General features: G+C 58.4%; 14 protein-coding genes and 1 tRNA gene. 8 read left to right on the forward strand and 7 right to left on the reverse strand.

Going from position 1 to position 15,623, the window contains the following annotated elements:
- Positions 1-82 precede the first annotated feature (82 nt).
- Positions 83-1,807, reverse strand: coding sequence for a potassium/proton antiporter (locus ACESMK_RS01840; RefSeq protein ID WP_372994683.1), 1,725 nt, complete (start codon positions 1,805-1,807; stop codon positions 83-85).
- A 71-nt stretch (positions 1,808-1,878) separates the two neighbouring features.
- Between ACESMK_RS01840 and ACESMK_RS01845 the strand changes: the two genes are divergently transcribed.
- A tRNA-Gly gene (locus tag ACESMK_RS01845) sits at positions 1,879-1,952 on the forward strand.
- Positions 1,953-1,976: 24 nt separating this feature from the next.
- Here the strand turns inward: ACESMK_RS01845 and ACESMK_RS01850 are convergent.
- Positions 1,977-3,287, reverse strand: a complete 1,311-nt coding sequence (locus ACESMK_RS01850; protein WP_372994685.1) for an NAD(P)/FAD-dependent oxidoreductase — start codon at positions 3,285-3,287, stop codon at positions 1,977-1,979.
- Between the two features lie 203 nt (positions 3,288-3,490).
- Positions 3,491-4,096: a TetR/AcrR family transcriptional regulator gene (locus ACESMK_RS01855; protein WP_372994687.1), complete on the reverse strand. Its 606-nt coding sequence runs from the start codon at positions 4,094-4,096 to the stop codon at positions 3,491-3,493.
- A 116-nt stretch (positions 4,097-4,212) separates the two neighbouring features.
- Between ACESMK_RS01855 and ACESMK_RS01860 the strand changes: the two genes are divergently transcribed.
- Positions 4,213-4,767 carry a carboxymuconolactone decarboxylase family protein gene (locus ACESMK_RS01860; protein WP_372994689.1) on the forward strand — a complete coding sequence of 185 codons (555 nt, stop codon included), beginning with the start codon at positions 4,213-4,215 and terminating at the stop codon, positions 4,765-4,767.
- Positions 4,768-4,796: 29 nt separating this feature from the next.
- On the opposite strand, the gene ACESMK_RS01865 is transcribed toward ACESMK_RS01860, so the two are convergent.
- On the reverse strand, positions 4,797-6,905 hold the full coding sequence (locus ACESMK_RS01865; protein ID WP_372994691.1) for a 4Fe-4S binding protein: 2,109 nt from the start codon (positions 6,903-6,905) through the stop codon (positions 4,797-4,799).
- A 109-nt stretch (positions 6,906-7,014) separates the two neighbouring features.
- On the opposite strand from ACESMK_RS01865, the gene yghU reads away from it, so the two are divergent.
- Both yghU and ACESMK_RS01875 read left to right on the forward strand, forming a co-directional pair.
- Entirely contained in the window at positions 7,015-7,887 is an 873-nt protein-coding gene (gene yghU / locus ACESMK_RS01870; protein WP_372994693.1) for a glutathione-dependent disulfide-bond oxidoreductase, read from the forward strand.
- Positions 7,884-8,444, forward strand: a complete 561-nt coding sequence (locus tag ACESMK_RS01875; protein WP_372994695.1) for a TIGR00730 family Rossman fold protein — start codon at positions 7,884-7,886, stop codon at positions 8,442-8,444. Before yghU ends, ACESMK_RS01875 begins: the two co-directional genes overlap by 4 nt.
- Positions 8,445-8,450: 6 nt before the next feature.
- Here ACESMK_RS01875 and ACESMK_RS01880 read toward each other — a convergent pair whose 3' ends face one another.
- Positions 8,451-9,194, reverse strand: coding sequence for a spermidine synthase (locus ACESMK_RS01880; RefSeq protein WP_372994697.1), 744 nt, complete (start codon positions 9,192-9,194; stop codon positions 8,451-8,453).
- Positions 9,195-9,200: 6 nt separating this feature from the next.
- Complete coding sequence (locus ACESMK_RS01885) at positions 9,201-9,533, reverse strand: ankyrin repeat domain-containing protein (RefSeq protein ID WP_372994699.1); 333 nt, start codon at positions 9,531-9,533, stop codon at positions 9,201-9,203.
- Positions 9,534-9,646: 113 nt separating this feature from the next.
- Here ACESMK_RS01885 and ACESMK_RS01890 point away from each other — a divergent pair, with 113 nt between their 5' ends.
- From ACESMK_RS01890 to ACESMK_RS01900, 3 genes are all read left to right on the forward strand, one after another.
- Complete coding sequence (locus ACESMK_RS01890; protein WP_372994701.1) at positions 9,647-10,270, forward strand: YbhB/YbcL family Raf kinase inhibitor-like protein; 624 nt, start codon at positions 9,647-9,649, stop codon at positions 10,268-10,270.
- 179 nt (positions 10,271-10,449) lie between these two features.
- Positions 10,450-11,301, forward strand: a complete 852-nt coding sequence (locus tag ACESMK_RS01895; protein WP_372994703.1) for a UDP-2,3-diacylglucosamine diphosphatase — start codon at positions 10,450-10,452, stop codon at positions 11,299-11,301.
- Between the two features lie 155 nt (positions 11,302-11,456).
- Positions 11,457-13,169, forward strand: coding sequence for an ABC transporter permease (locus ACESMK_RS01900; RefSeq protein ID WP_372994705.1), 1,713 nt, complete (start codon positions 11,457-11,459; stop codon positions 13,167-13,169).
- An 8-nt stretch (positions 13,170-13,177) separates the two neighbouring features.
- On the opposite strand, the gene ACESMK_RS01905 is transcribed toward ACESMK_RS01900, so the two are convergent.
- The gene (locus tag ACESMK_RS01905) at positions 13,178-14,293 is read right to left on the reverse strand and encodes an ABC transporter ATP-binding protein (RefSeq protein ID WP_372994707.1); all 1,116 of its coding nucleotides are present in this window, start codon (positions 14,291-14,293) and stop codon (positions 13,178-13,180) included.
- A 195-nt stretch (positions 14,294-14,488) separates the two neighbouring features.
- Here ACESMK_RS01905 and ACESMK_RS01910 point away from each other — a divergent pair, with 195 nt between their 5' ends.
- Complete coding sequence (locus tag ACESMK_RS01910) at positions 14,489-15,511, forward strand: Fe(3+) ABC transporter substrate-binding protein (protein ID WP_372994709.1); 1,023 nt, start codon at positions 14,489-14,491, stop codon at positions 15,509-15,511.
- Positions 15,512-15,623 lie beyond the last annotated feature (112 nt).

Raw genomic sequence — 15,623 nt, forward strand, 5'->3', positions numbered from 1 at the left:
TTTGTACAGGCGTTTTATACCATAGCCCGCAAGCCATCTGTTAAGGGGTTTTGTTAACTTTTTTGGTTATCTGGTTTGCTGGTCAGTTATTTTGTGAACTGTCCATCTTCAGACCCACCTTGGTCACCTTGTCGGCACTGGTCGCCCGGGCAACCAGCGTGACCGGTCCGAGGGTAACTACATCGCCAACAACCGGATGGCCTTTGGTCCGCCTGGCAAAGCACTCGGCCAAAGACAGTTCCGGGGGCAGGTCGTCAAATTCGATACCGTAGACCTGTTCAACATCGCCCAGCAGGGCGTCGCCGTTCAGTACGAAGTCACCAAAGAACGCCCGCTCGGCAAGATATTTGGGCGCGTGCCTGCCGCTGAGGGCCTTGCCGAGTTCCGGCAATACCCCGGGCGTTGCGAACATTGCCACCATATCACCACTGGACACTTCCAGATCCGCTTTCGGTTGCAGGCAGACCCGGTTGCGGAACACTCCGGCCACAGCGGTGTTTTCCGGAAAACGTAACTGGCCGAGACGCCGGGGCGTCTCCCAGATTTCACCACGCAGGGGAAAGAGCATCAATTCGTGGTCGCCCGCAGCCGGGGCATCCAGGGGTAGCCGGCGGTAAGGGTCTTCTCCGGCTGGAACCTCCAATCTCAGTTTTCGGGCGAGGGGGGCCATGGTGGTGCCCTGGACCAGAAGCGAGACCAGCACGATAAAGAAGGCGGCGTGAAACACCAGCTGCGCTTCCGGGAGATCCGCAATGATGGGGAACAGGGCAAGGACGATGGGAACAGCGCCCCGCAGACCTACCCAGCTGATAAAGCCAAGCTCGCGACGGTTAAAGGCGAACGGCCAGAGGGTGAGCATGACCGTAAGCGGGCGGATAATGAAAATCAGTGCCAGGGCCAGCACCAGACCCCCGCCGGCCAGCGGAATCAGGTCTGACGGGGTAACCAGCAGGCCCAGCATCAGGAACAGGCAAAGCTGGGCGAGCCAGGCCAGGCCATCGTGGACCTGCAGGATCATCGGCATCATCCGGACATGACGGTTGCCGATCACCACACCGGTGAGATAAATGGCCAGAAAGCCGCTGCCCCCGAGGGCGTTGGTGGCGGAAAACACCGAGATACCCGCAGCAGCCACCAGCAATGGATACAGGGAAGGCGTCAGGCGAATACGATTGGCAAGCTCCACCAGGGCAAAGCCGCCAATGATGCCGGCCACAGCGCCAATTCCGAACTGTTTCATCAGCATGGTCAGAGCGGCCCAACCGGCGTGGTCGCTGTCGTTCCCAATCAGCGTGACCAACATCAGGGTCAGGAAGATCGCCATGGGATCGTTGCTACCGGATTCGATTTCCAGCGTCGCGCTGACCCGCTCGTTCAGGTGTAGACCGCGACCCTGAAGCAGGGAAAACACGGCGGCGGCATCGGTGGAGGAAATGATGGCGCCAATCAGCAGTGCCGTGAGCCAGTGGAGGTCAAACACCCACCAGGCCACAACCGCAGAACCTGCTGCGGTCATCGCGACGCCAACGGTGGCCAGTATCAGAGCAGGTTTCAGGCCCACGCGGAAGGTTTCCGCACGGGTGCGCATGCCACCGTCCAGCAGAATCACACCCAGTGCCAGATTAGCGATTACGAAGGCCAGCTCGAAATCGTCGAACTGGATACCACCCGGGCCGTCCTCCCCCATCATCATGCCAACCACCAGGAAGATCAGCAGCACTGGCATGCCCACCCGACTGGAAAGCGGGCTGAGCACGATACTGATGACCAGCATCAGGGCGCCAATCAGAGTCAGAGTGGGGTCCATTTACGCTCCAGACAGAACGCTTGCCCCGGGGCGGGCAGAGCGCTTATATTGCTCTCGCAGTGATCATGCATGCGGGTGTAGTTCAATGGTAGAACGGCAGCTTCCCAAGCTGCATACGAGGGTTCGATTCCCTTCACCCGCTCCATTGCCTCGCCGACCGGCTTTCCATCTAGTGTAGTTTGAGACGCGGATGCATGGCACGGGTGATTTTGTCCATCAGCCAGATAATGCCCGTGCGCAGGAAGCCATGCAGTGCCACCTGATGCATGCGGTAGAGAGAGACGTAGAATAACCTCGCCACCTTGCCTTCGATGTACATGCTTCGCCCCGACAGGTTGCCCATGAGATTGCCCACGGTGGTATAGCGGCTGAAGTTGATCAGAGAGCCGTGGTCGTTGTAGACGAAGGGAACAGCTTCGCGGCCCTCCAGGCGGTTGCACAATGTTTTGAACAACGTATCCGCCTGTTGATGGGCCGCCTGGGCCCGGGGAGGCACTGGACGGTCGGAATCCGGTTGAGGGCAGGCAGCGCAATCGCCGAAGGCATAGATGTCGGCATCCTGGGTGGTTTGCAGGGTCTGCTCCACCGCCAACTGATTGCCCTTGTTGACCTCCAGCCCGTCCAGCTCCGCGAGGAAGGCGGGTGCCTTGATGCCCGCTGCCCAGATGGTCATCTCCGAAGGCAGTTCGGTACCGTCCTGCATGATCACACTGTTGGGGCGGACTTCGCTGACGGGTTGGCCGGTCAGGACCTTGACCCTTTGATGCTCCAGTTCACGGGTGGCTGCGGCCGAGAGGCGCCCGGGCAATGCAGGGAGGATGCGGTCGGCCGCTTCAATGACACTGATTGACACATCCGAAGGCTGCAGATGATTCATGCCGTAAACCGGCAGTTCCCGGGAGGCGAGCCTGAGTTCGGCTGCCAGTTCCACGCCGGTGGCGCCTGCCCCGATAATGCTGATGTTCAGGGTGTGTTCTGCCCCCTGCAAGGCTTCGTGATTCTTTCTCAGGAAGGCATTGAGCATGAGGTTGTGAAATTTCCGTGCCTGCTTGAGGCTATCCAGAAACAGGCAGTTCTCCTGGGCACCGGGTGTTCCGAAATCATTGGCGGTGCTGCCAACGGCGATGACCAGGGTGTCGTAGCTGATGCGGCGTTCGGGTACGACCTCGTTGCCTTCTTCATCGTGAAACGCAGCGATCACCAGTTGCTTGTTTCCTCGGTCCAGGCCGCTCATTTTCCCGAGCTGGAACTCGTAATGATGCTTCCGGGCGTGGGCGCGGTAGTTAATCTCATTGGCGCTGGCATCCAGGGAGCCGGAGGCCACTTCGTGCAGGAGGGGCTTCCAGACGTGGGTCAGGCCGGCGTCGACCAGGGTGATCCTGGCTTTTTTCTTTTTTCCCAGTTTGTTGCCAAGACTGGTAACGAGTTCGAGACCGCCGGCGCCACCGCCAACCACAACAATATGATGAAGGTTGTCCATAACAATCAGACCTGTAAGTGAAGAGAGCCAAGCGCTCTCTGGCAAGAACGCTTGGCTGTCCTCACTGGAAACCATGGGAAGGCGGGGCTGACTGGGTGGTGTTTATGGTAACGCGGAGGCCTATACGGGCACAATTCTACTGACGTACTGCTACCACAAGCCCCGGTTCGAGGATTGCCGGGGCTGCTGAACAGATGCCAGGCTTAGTGTTGGGTGCGATAGCGGTCCAGTATCGCTGCCATGTCGTCACCGAGGTCCTGCATGGCTTCGGGATCCAGATTGCGCTCACCCATCGATCTCAGCCCCATGATCTGGGCTTGAAGAAGCCGGGCAAGCCGCCGGCTGTCTGCTGACTGAACCAGTTCGCCCCTTGCCCTGGCTTGCTCCAGCAGTTCCGCGATGGAGTGCTCGATGGCCGCGAGGATACTGTTGGCCTGGGCGGCCAGGGCCGGGTGGGTATTGCTGGATTCGAGCAGCGTTTTCACAATCATACAGGCCCGGGAGGGCGCTGCGTGTTCGTCCCCGCAACTGCAGGCGATGCTGCGGAGATAGTCCTGGAGACCTTCAACAATAGAGTCAAAATTCTTGAGGTGTACGGCCAGCTCCCGGCCTCCCTGTTCAGCGTAGGCGGCCAGTGCTTCTGAAAACAGACCATCCTTGCTGCCGAAGGTGGCGTAGATACTGCCCGGGCGCATGTCCAGGGCCTGCTCGATCTGCTTCATGGAGCTACCGTGATATCCCTTCTCCCAAAACAGACCCACGGCTTTCTCGAGCGCGGTTTTTCTGTCATAGCGTGCGTGTCTGGCCATACCAACGATTCACCATTGCTGTGATTTGAATGACTGCTCAATTATAACTTGAATGCCCACTCAATAACAGTTAGCCTGAGGTCGTAATTGAGCAATCGTTCAAAAAGGAGATCGTGATGACTGACTTTCCAATGCATGATGTCGAATCCGCCCCGGAAAAATCCAAGCCCCTGCTTGAGAATTCCCTCAAGGGCTTTGGCATGATTCCTGGCCTTCACGCCGTGATGGCCGAAGCGCCGGGAGTACTTGAGGCGTATCAGAAGTTGCACCAGCTGGTGCTGGACAGCAGTTTCGACAATGACGAGAAAACCGTGGTCTGGCAGACGATCAACGTGGAAAACGCCTGCCACTACTGTGTTCCGGCGCATACCGGGATTGCCAAGATGATGGAAGTCTCGGACGACATTATTGATGCGCTGCGGGACGAAGCCCCACTGCCAAGCGACAAGCTGGAGGCACTACGGACCTTCACCCTCGCCGTGATGCGCAAAGATGGCAATGTCAGCAAAGAGGACCTGGACGCCTTCTACAAGGCGGGCTACAAACACCGTCAGGTGCTGGAGGTAATTCTGGTGCTGTCCCAGAAAACCCTGAGCAACTACATCAACCACATTGCTGAAACACCGGTTGATGAGCCGTTCAAGAAGTTTGAGTGGCAGAAAAAGCAATAATCTCAGATCCTGCTGGCAACGAGTGCGGTTCAGCCCGCATCCGTTGCCAGTATGTTTGCTTGCCTTGAGCGTTTTTTGTTCTTGAGCCGTTTGTCGACGCACTGGCTGTCATCTTCGAGAATAACGACGCACTCCAGGCACTGAATGCACTCGTCGTAGTCAATCCGTCCATCCTTGCGAATGGCATTGATGCCGCATTCGTTTTTGCAGTGCTGGCAGGGGTTGCCGCAGAGCTCGACCCTGTCCAGCCAGCTGAACAGCCGGAACCGGCCCAGCACCGCAAGGCCTGCGCCTAATGGACACACATAGCGGCAATAGAACTTGTGGATGAACATGCCGATGACCAGCAGGCCCACGGCATAGACTAAGAAGGGCCAGGAGCGAACGAAGAACAGGGTAATACTGGTTTTGAAAGGCTCCACTTCCGCCAGCTTCTCGGCAATGGTCAGAGAGTAGAACGCCGTGCCCACCAGGCCGACCAGTATGGGGTATTTGAGCAGGATCAGACGCCGGTGCCAGTGCTCGGGCACCTTGATCTGGCGGAATTTCAGTTTCTCGCCAAGCCAGGCGGCCATTTCCTGCAGGGCACCGAATGGGCAGAGCCAGCCACAGAACAGGCCCCGGCCCCAGATAAACAGGGTCACGAAGGTATAGACCCAGAGTATGAAGATGATCGGGTCCAGCAGAAAGACATTGAGGGAGAAGCCGTCCCAGATCGCCAGGAACAGGGTGTAGATGTTAACGACTGAAAGCTGGCCCTGGGCGTAGAAGCCGATGAAGAACAGGGTGAAAAACAGGAACCCCCAACGGAACCGGTGCACCAGCTTCGGATTGCGGCTCAGGGTTTTCTGACGGGCGAAAAACACGGTCAGAACGGTCAGGCCGAGAAGCAGCAGGGAAATCTGCCACCAGCGTTCTTTCCAGAGCCCGATCCAGACCGGTTGACGGGTGTCCTCCGGGTTGGGCGTAACCTCGACGGTTTCAAACAGCGCTTCGTTGAATTGAACCGGAATATCCAGGGATGTCCGGTCCACCATCAGGTGGTTGCGGGCCAGCTCGACGTTGAGTCTGAGACTGGCCTCGGCACCGGGATTGAAGCCTGCGTTGCCACCCACCCGAAACAGGTTGCGAGCTTCGAACGAAGGGATGCCGGCGGCCCGGAAATCGAGATTCTGATCCAGCAGGTTCAGGTCCCGCATTTCCACCGCCAGGCTGTTTTGGGACAGGCCAATCCGGTCGGGGGAGCTGCCAGGCACGAATTCGCCGGATACATGGGGAAATGTGCCCCGGGACATCACGGCAAGCACCTGTGCGCCGTCGTCAAATCGTTGCATCAGGCGTTGGTAGCCGTCGTCTCCCAGCAGGTTGCGCCCCACCATGGGCGAGTTGATATAGGCGAAGAACAGCTCGGTGAATGGTTCGTCCCCCGCCGGCTCAATGTCCATCGGGTAGTCGGACAGAGGACGGCCCAGCTCAGCCTCGATGGATTCAGTGTCGATCCGCCAGTGTCCGATATAGCCACGATCCACCAGCTGTTGCCAGGAAAGTGGCTCGTAGAAATCCGGTTTGGCCCGGGTCGGAGCACTCTGGCCGAAACCCTCGAGCTTTTTGCGCGCCACTTTCAGGGCCGAGGACAACACGGTGTCGTTAATGATGAGCACCGAGACGGTCGCCTTGCTGACGCCGTCAAAGTGAACCACGTTGCCGTCACTGGTTTTACCGGAACGGCTGGAATTAGAGGTGCTGACAATGATTTGCTCGCGAAGCGATCGGCTTTCGTATTGATCTACGAATTCGAAAAGGGGGGCCTCGCCCAGGCCATGCAGAAATACCGGTTCATGGTGGTTCAATACCTTGACCCCGGTGAAACGGCCTTTGGTATCCAGGCCAATAAGCATATTGATCGGCTTGCCGGCAAAGCCCTGAAGGCGGCTGTGATCTATGGATTCGTAGGCATAGCCGAGCAGCTCCTGAAGCTGATACACCGGATACACGGGGAAATCCGGCAACCTGTCTTCAATGACCGTTGCCGACGGGAATAACTCCTGGATCAGCGCCCGCTTGCTGTCTGACAGCTCGGCCTGAACCTGGGGCATTAAAAACAGACAGGCAAGAAGGAGCACAATGCGCCCTGCCATGGGGTACTCCTGTGGTTCTTTTTGTTTGATCTTCCATGCTAGAGTTTTCGGCCCCGGGCTCAATGCGACCTCGGAGCCAGCTGACTGCTACTTTGTGAGGAGAAATGCCATGACCGACGCTACCTACACACCACCCAAAGTCTGGAAATGGGACTCCGAAAGCGGGGGTCGATTTGCCAGTATCAACCGCCCGATCGCTGGTCCGACCCATGACAAAGCGCTGCCGGTCGGCAAGCATCCTCTGCAGCTTTACTCGCTGGCGACGCCCAATGGCGTAAAGGTAACGGTGATGCTGGAGGAGCTGCTGGAGCTGGGTATTAAAGAAGCCGAGTACGACGCCTGGCTCGTCCAGATTACCGAGGGCGACCAGTTTGGTAGCGGCTTTGTGGAGGTGAACCCGAACTCCAAGATTCCGGCCATGATGGACCACAGCGTGAATCCACCCATCCGGCTGTTCGAGTCTGGCTCCATCCTGCTCTACCTGGCGGAAAAATTCGGGGCTTTCCTGCCCAGGGACACAGCAGGGCGGGCCGAGACCATGAACTGGTTGTTCTGGCAGATGGGCAGTGCGCCCATGCTGGGTGGCGGCTTCGGCCATTTCTACGCCTACGCGCCGGAATACTATGAGTACCCGATCAACCGGTACACCATGGAGGTCAAGCGCCAGCTGGATGTGCTCGACCGCCAGTTGGCGAACAACCGATACATCGCCGGCGACGAATACACCATTGCCGATATGGCCATCTGGCCCTGGTACGGCGCCCTGGTGAAAAACAAGGTTTACGACGCGGCCGAATTCCTTGAAGCCCACACCTACACTAACGTCATTCGCTGGGCCGACGAGATTGCCCAGCGCCCGGCGGTCAGGCGTGGCCGGATGGTCAACCGGGCCTGGGGAGAGCCGAGCAGCCAGCTGCACGAGCGTCACGACGCCAGCGATTTCGAGACCCGGACCCAGGACAAGATCGGGGACGGTGAATGAAAGTCGCGGTCTATTGCGGCTCCCGGTCAGGCAACGATCCGCTCTACGCGGACAAGGCCCGGGAGCTGGGTGATTACTTCGGTCGCCATGGCATCGAGCTGGTGTTCGGCGGTGGCCACGTTGGCCTGATGGGTGTTGTGGCCGATGCGGTCCTGGCTGCAGGCGGCCGAGTCCATGGGGTCATACCCGAGCATCTTCGGGACCGTGAGCTGGCCCATTCAGGCCTGACCGAATTGCATGTGGTCAAGAACATGCACGAGCGCAAGGCCCTGATGGCCGATCTGGCCGATGGTTTTGTCGCGTTGCCGGGTGGCATTGGCACCCTGGAAGAGCTGTTCGAGGCCTGGACCTGGGGCCAATTGGGGCTGCACCAGAAGCCCTGTGCCATTTACAACGTCAACGGGTTTTTTGACCCGTTGCTGGCGATGGCGGAGAACATGGAGCGTGCCGGGTTTTTGCAGCAACAATACATCGACATGATGATCCAGACCGACCAGCCCGAGACACTTCACCGGGCTTTTCGGGACTATCAGGGCCCCGGAGAAAAATGGGTGTGAGCGACGTCACTCCATCCGGCTGACTTTCGCCATCAAACGACGCCAGTCTATTGGTAGCCGGTTCTCCAGTTCCGCCAACACCGGGTCTTTGGGGTGAACAGACTGGAAGTGCTGTTTGCTGGCGTAAACCACGGTGTTGTTGCTCTTGCTCCGGAAACCCAGAAGCACCGCAAAGTGCCGCTTGAGCCGACGGAAGTAGGGCCCTTCGACATCCGGGGTTCTGTGGTAGTTCAGCACAAGCCAGCCGTCATTGGTCAACACCCGCGCGCATTCATCCACGAACTGCTTCTGGGCCTGGGCAGGGCTCATCCGGTCTGCGTTATACAGGTCGGCCAGGATCATGTCCGTGCTCGCCTCCGGCAGCTTTTCCAGGGCATCCCGGGCATCGGCAACGGTGACCTCCAGGCGCTCACTGTCCGGAAGGTCGAAAAACTCTCTTGCCGTGTCCAGTACCGCCTGACGGAGTTCGACCGCGTGTATCCGGCATTCGGGATAGAGATGGTGAAATGCGCCGGCCATGACGCCGCCGCCCAGGCCCAGAATGGTGACGTGGCGGGGGTTGGCAAACACCGCCGGCAGCATCATGGCCCGGTTGTACTCGTGCACTGGCAGGTAGGGGTGGCGTCGGTCGATCTTGCTCTGTTCGAACACCGAATTGAAGGTGAGCACCCGGTGCTTGCGGTAGTCGACCACCAGGATGCTGCCCAGGGCATCCCGGGTGTGATGAATAATCTCGCCCTTGTTGAACATGCCGGCTTACCGGCTGTGTTCGTCGAACAGGCGCCGTACGCTGTCGGTTTTTGCCAGCGACAATGCGGTATTGCCGTTGCTGTCCTGAGCGTCGCGATCGGCGCCTTTTTCGAGCAACAGACGTACCGTTTCAGCGTGGCCGTGTTTGCTGGCCAGGATCAGCAGGGTCTCGCCCTCGCTGGTGCGCATGTTCACCGGGACGCCGGCATCAAGCATCACGCTGAGAGGCCCGGCACCGCCGTTGCGGGCCAGTTCGAAAATACCCTGGGCGAAGGCAACCGCATCCTCGTCTTTCCGGTTCGCGGGCTGTTGTGGCTTGCCGGGCTTCTGTTGGCTCATCGGGGCTCCGTGGTCAGTTCAATCGGTTTTGTGTTAAAAACGTATTATCACAGAATGAGACTGTCCCAGACACAGTCAATGAGCCAAAGGCCAAAACGACAGGAGGCAACGCCGTGAAACTACAGGTTCAAGGCATAGACGAAGGCCAGCCGATTCCCGAGAAATTCGCATTCGGGGTCTACAGCGAAGAGGACCATATGAGCTTCGGTCCCAACCGGAACCCCGAAGTTGTCTGGGACGAGGCGCCCGAGGGCACCAAGAGCTTTGTGGTGATGATGTTCGATCCGGACGTCCCCAGCGTCGCAGACGACGTGAACCAGGAAGGCAAGACCGTTTCAAAGGACATTCCACGGGTCGATTTCTTCCACTGGCTGCTGGTGGATGTACCAGCCGGGACCAGCCGGATCCCGGAAGGCGAGGACAGCGATGGCGTGATTCCCAAGGGCAAGGAGCCGGGTCCCGGTCCCATCGGTATCCGTGGCGTGAACAACTACACCCAGTTCCTGGCAGGCAATCCCGACATGAACGGCACCTACGCCGGATACGACGGCCCCTGTCCGCCCTGGAACGATGAGATCATCCATCACTACCACTTCGAGGTGCACGCCCTGGACGTGGATACGCTCGCCCTTGATGGCGAGTTTGACGGCAACGACGTTCGCGAGGCCATGGCAGGCCACGTGTTGGCCAGTGCTCGTGTCACGGGTACCTATACCCTGAATCCGGACCTGCGTTGACGGATAACGTACACCAGCCAGCGATGTACCGGTAACCCGCGGGTTACCGGATCGCCCCGACTTCCTTCCCAGCGACTCCCCCCGTGAAAGTCACAGAACTGTCTCCTCCTTGTCATTTCCCCGTCACCCGGTCTTGCCAAGGTGTCAGCATCCGGACTGGTTGAGAGACGGGAGACGACATGCGGAACTACCGGAGCGTTTTCATTTCCGATGTACACCTGGGCACGGCAGACTGCCAGGCGGAGTATCTGCTGGACTTCCTGGGCCATGTCCGCTGCGAAACCCTCTATCTGGTGGGTGACATCATCGACCTGATCGCGATGCAGCGACGGGTGCACTTCCCGGATTCCCATCAGGCCGTTATTCACAAACTGATCGAGCTGGCGGCCAGCGGAACCCGGGTGATCTACGTGCCCGGTAACCACGACGATTTCCTGCGCCGGTTCTGCGGCCAGACCATTGCCGGCATTGAGCTTCAATACAAGGCCGTGCACACCACGGCTGACGGTCGTCGGTTCATGGTCTGTCATGGTGACCAGTTCGATCAGGTGGTGCGTTGCAGCCCCCTGATGCTTCTGGTGGGGGATCGTGCCCACGGGCTCCTGCTGCGCCTGAACCGCTGGTTCAACGCCTGGCGTCGGCTCAAGGGCAAGCCTTACTGGTCGCTGGCAGCCTGGGTGAAAAGCCGCATTGGCAAAGCCCGCACCTTCATTCGCCGGTTCGAGCTGGCAGCCCTGACCGTTGCCGAAAAGGGCAACTACGACGGCTTTATCTGTGGCCACATACACTCCGCCGGTTTCCTGCGCAGCGAAGACGGGCTTTACTGCAACGACGGCGACTGGGTGGAGCACTGTACGGCCCTGGTGGAGCAGGAGAACGGCAGGCTGGAGCTGCTGCACTGGTCGGAGTCTCCGGTGGTGCTGGCAAAAGAGCCGGACACTCCGAATCCGGATGTATGCGGGGATGCCCGGCCGGTGATCGATACCCTGCCAACCGCGTTCGTGGAGCAGGTTAACCGGTTGGCCAGTTAACTGACGCGAGCTCGTTACGGGCAAGTGCCTTGCCCCATTTTTTGCTTACAGGTGCAGAATTGGTGGGATCAGGTCCGTAGTTTCCTGATGACCATTTTTCATTACGCTGACGTATCCCTTATACTTCGGTCCCCCACCCGCCCTGTATAGGCTTTATGGCTGAACACACCACACCACAGACAAACGGGTTGCCCGCGTCCAGTGACGAAGTGGCTCCGGGCCGTTATCGTGCACGTTGGCCCAGCGCCTGGGCTGCCAGCACCTTCCTGATCGCGTTGCTGGTGGCCTTGCCGGTTCTGGTCATCCTTGCTCACGTGTTTTTTCCCTCCGGTGATGTCTGGCAACATCTGGTCAGCACAGTGCTTGGAAGATATCTGAGCAACACCGTGGTCCTGAGCCTTTCGGTGGCTGTCGGTACCACCTTGATCGGCACTGCCTGCGCCTGGCTGGTGGTGATGTGCCGGTTTCCCGGCAGACGCCTGTTCGAGTGGGCGCTTTTGTTGCCTCTTGCAGTACCAACCTATGTGATTGCCTATGCCTACACGGATTTCCTGCAGTTCGCGGGGCCCTTGCAGAGCACTCTGCGTGACTGGTTCGGCTGGCAGTATGGCGACTACTACTTCCCGGATGTGCGGTCACTGGGTGGCGCGTCCCTGCTGATAACCATGGTGCTCTACCCCTATGTTTACCTGCTTGCCCGTGCGTCTTTCATGGAGCAGTCGGTCAGCGCACTGGACGTCGGGCGTACCCTTGGCCTGGGGCCGTGGCGGATGTTCAAGCGCATTGCCCTGCCGCTATCCCGACCGGCGATCATCGGCGGAGTCTCGCTGGTATTGATGGAAACACTGAACGAGTTTGGCGCTGTCCAGTTCTTTGGTGTGGATACCTTTACCACCGGTATTTACCGAACCTGGTTTGGTCTGGGGGAGCCGGTCGCGGCGGCCCAGCTGGCGGCTTGTCTGCTTGTGTTCGTGGTTCTGGTTGTGGTTCTGGAAAGAGTGTCCCGTGGCGGCAAGCAATACCATAGTTCGGCGCGCTACCAGGCCTTGCCGGAGTATTCGCTCAATTCAGGGCAGTCTGCGCTGGCCTTTGCGGTCTGTTTCCTGCCCATTCTTATCGGTTTCATTGTTCCTGCCCTGATTCTTCTGGAGATGGCGATTACGACCGGAGATGCGCTTTTCGGTACCCGTTTTCTGGAATTTGCGTTCAATAGCCTCATCCTTGCGTCGGGCGCGGCGCTGGTTGCCGTTGTTCTTGCCGTGATGCTGAGTTATGGCGCGCGCCTGAATCCCAGCTCCTGGGTGAGGGGTGCGAACCGGGTCGCGGCCATGGGTTATGCCATCCCGGGTTCGGTTATTGCGGTGGGCATCATGATCCCCCTGGCCTGGCTGGACCAGCAGCTAAACCTTTTTCTTCGGGACAACTTTGGTTTCATGGTGGGATTGGTGCTCAGTGGCAGTGCCTTTGTCCTGATCTATGCCTACACCGTGCGTTTTCTGGCGGTGTCGTTCAACACCGTTGAGGCGAGCCTGGGGAAAGTAACGCCTTCGATGGATGCAGCGGCCCGAACCCTTGGACAAACGGCCGGTGGCACCCTGCGCAAGGTGCACACGCCCATCATGCGTAGCAGTCTGTTGGCGGCTGGTATTCTGGTGTTCGTGGATGTCATGAAGGAGTTACCGGCCACCATCATACTCAGGCCGTTCAACTTTGATACGCTGGCGGTCCGCGCCTACAGTCTGGCTTCCGACGAACGATTGGCGGAATCCGCCATGTCCTCTCTGGCCATTGTTGTGGTGGGCATCATTCCGGTGGTCATTCTCAGCCTGGCGATGCGCCGCTCCCGTCCGGGGAGCGATCGCGGTTAATTTCCGGTTTACGCCTCGAACAGGAAGACCTGGGACATATCCAGTTCAAGCGACACCGCCTGGCCTTCCTCTGGCAGGAACACCCCTGGCACCTTGGCATGCAGATGCATCTCCTGACCATCCGGTCCGTGGGCGCAAATGTGCAACAGGCTGGTGGGTCCCAGCAGGCGCGACATCAGAACATGGCTGGTGCGATCGTCCCCCGCTTTGCCTTCCAGCAACGTCACTTTGACGGCCTCAGGGCGTATCAGAACCCTTACAGTACTGCCTTCGCTGAATCGTGAGGCGTCCAGCCGGCCGAGTGGTGTTGCTACCAGGCCACCATGCACGATGCCCTGGTGTTCGTTCACCTGACCGAAAAAGTTGACCACGAATGGCTCGGCAGGGTTGCAATAGAGGTCTGTGGGGGTGCCTGTCTGCACAATCTCACCTTTTCGCATCAAGGCGATGCGATCCGCCATGAACATGGCTTCCTCGGGATCATGAGTGACCAGCAAAGTCGCCGTGTTCAGCTCCTTGAGCACATGCAGTGTGTCGTCGCGGATTTGATCACGCAGACGCGCGTCAAGACTGGAAAAAGGCTCATCCAGCAACATGACCCTTGGTGATGGGGCGAGGGCTCTGGCAAGGGCTACCCGTTGCTGCTGACCACCTGACAGGGTGTGTGGGTAGACATCGGCGGAGTCGGCCATGCCCAGGCGTTCCAACAGATCCAGTGCCCTCGATTGTTTCTGCTTTTTGGGCAGAGCACTGATGCCAAAACAGACATTTTCGAGCACGGTCAGGTGTGGGAAAAGCGCAGACTCCTGGAATGCCAGGCCGACGTTGCGTTTTTCCGGGGGCACCTGGACGCCACCGGGTGCCGAGACCAGCGATCGGCCCAGAAATACCTTGCCACTGGAAGGCGTCTGAAGCCCAGCTGCGATGCGTAGCAGGGTCGTTTTGCCACAGCCCGAAGGTCCAAGCAGGCACACTACCTCACCGGCCTCCAGGTGCAGGTTGATGTCCCTGACAACGCTATCGCCGTGGAATTGGCAATGCACACGGTCAAGCATGAGAGAGGGGCCTGACAGACCGTTCTCGAGTTGGTCATTGTAGGCGGGGCTTTGCTGATAAATGCTCATTTTGCCGATCCAACCTTCCGGTACAAACTCCAGTGGAATTCCGATTGTAATCTTGTTGCGTCTGATTGTGTATTGAATACGTAAAAGCGACTGATTCCTATTTATTGACTTATTCACCAAGGTTGGTTCTAATCACTGGTAAATACAAATCGTTATCACCATTAATAACGCTCAACAACCAAGGAGATTGATCCCGTGGTATCTCACAAAGTGAAATTGGCGGCTTCTATACTGGCAACAACCCTGGCCGCGACCAGTGTATCTGCGAGTGAAGTGAACCTGTACTCCGCACGGCACTACGATTCCGATCAGGCCATTTACAACGCTTTCACAGAGGAAACCGGCATCAAAGTGAACCTGATCGAAGGCAAGTCCGACGCATTGATCCAGCGGATCAAGCGTGAGGGTGTCGCCAGCCCGGCAGATATTTTGATCACGGTCGATGCGGGCAATCTCTGGCGTGCGGACCAGGAGGGCATTTTCCAGCCGGTGGACTCGGAAACGCTGAATAGCCGTTTGCCGGATTCTCTGCGCCATCCGGAAGGGCACTGGTTCGGCTTCAGCCAGCGTCTGCGCGTAATTTACTACGATCGCTCTGATTTCGATCCGTCCCGGATCAGTCAGTACGAAGATCTGGCAAAGCCCGAGTTCAAGGGCGAGATCTGCATCCGCTCTTCCAGCAACATCTACAACCAGTCGCTGCTGGCCAGCCTGGTTGAGTACCACGGCGAAGACGGTGCACAAGAGTGGGCCCAGGGTGTTGTCGACAACATGGCCCGTGATCCCCAGGGTGGCGATACCGACCAGATTCGCGCAGTCGCCGCCGGCGAATGTAACCTGGCCGTTGGCAACCATTACTACTATGCCCGCCTGCTGAACTCCGACGATGTTGCGGACCGTGATGTGGCGCGTGACGTTGGCATTATCTTCCCGAACCAGGACGGTCGGGGTGTTCACGCCAATATCGGTGGTGCCGGTGTGGTCGCAACGGCGCCCAACAAAGACAACGCTGTCCGGTTCCTGGAATTCCTGGCCTCCGACACCGCTCAGCAGATTTTCGCTGAAAGCAACCACGAGTTCCCGGCGGTAGAGGGTGTACTGAAAAACCCGGTACTGGATTCCTGGGGTAACCTGAATATTGATGACATCAATGTCAACGTGCTGGGAACCAACAACCCGGAAGCGGTCAAAATCTTTGATCGGGCAGGCTGGCGTTGATTGCCATCCCTTGGCACTGATCAGAAATCAGCCTTGACTTAGTGCGGTTCCAGGGGCCGAATGCCGGTATGGCATTCGGCCCTTTTGGTTTTCCTCGGGCACCGGCAATACT

It is taken from the genome of Marinobacter sp., from assembly GCF_041687235.1.
Classification (GTDB): domain Bacteria; phylum Pseudomonadota; class Gammaproteobacteria; order Pseudomonadales; family Oleiphilaceae; genus Marinobacter.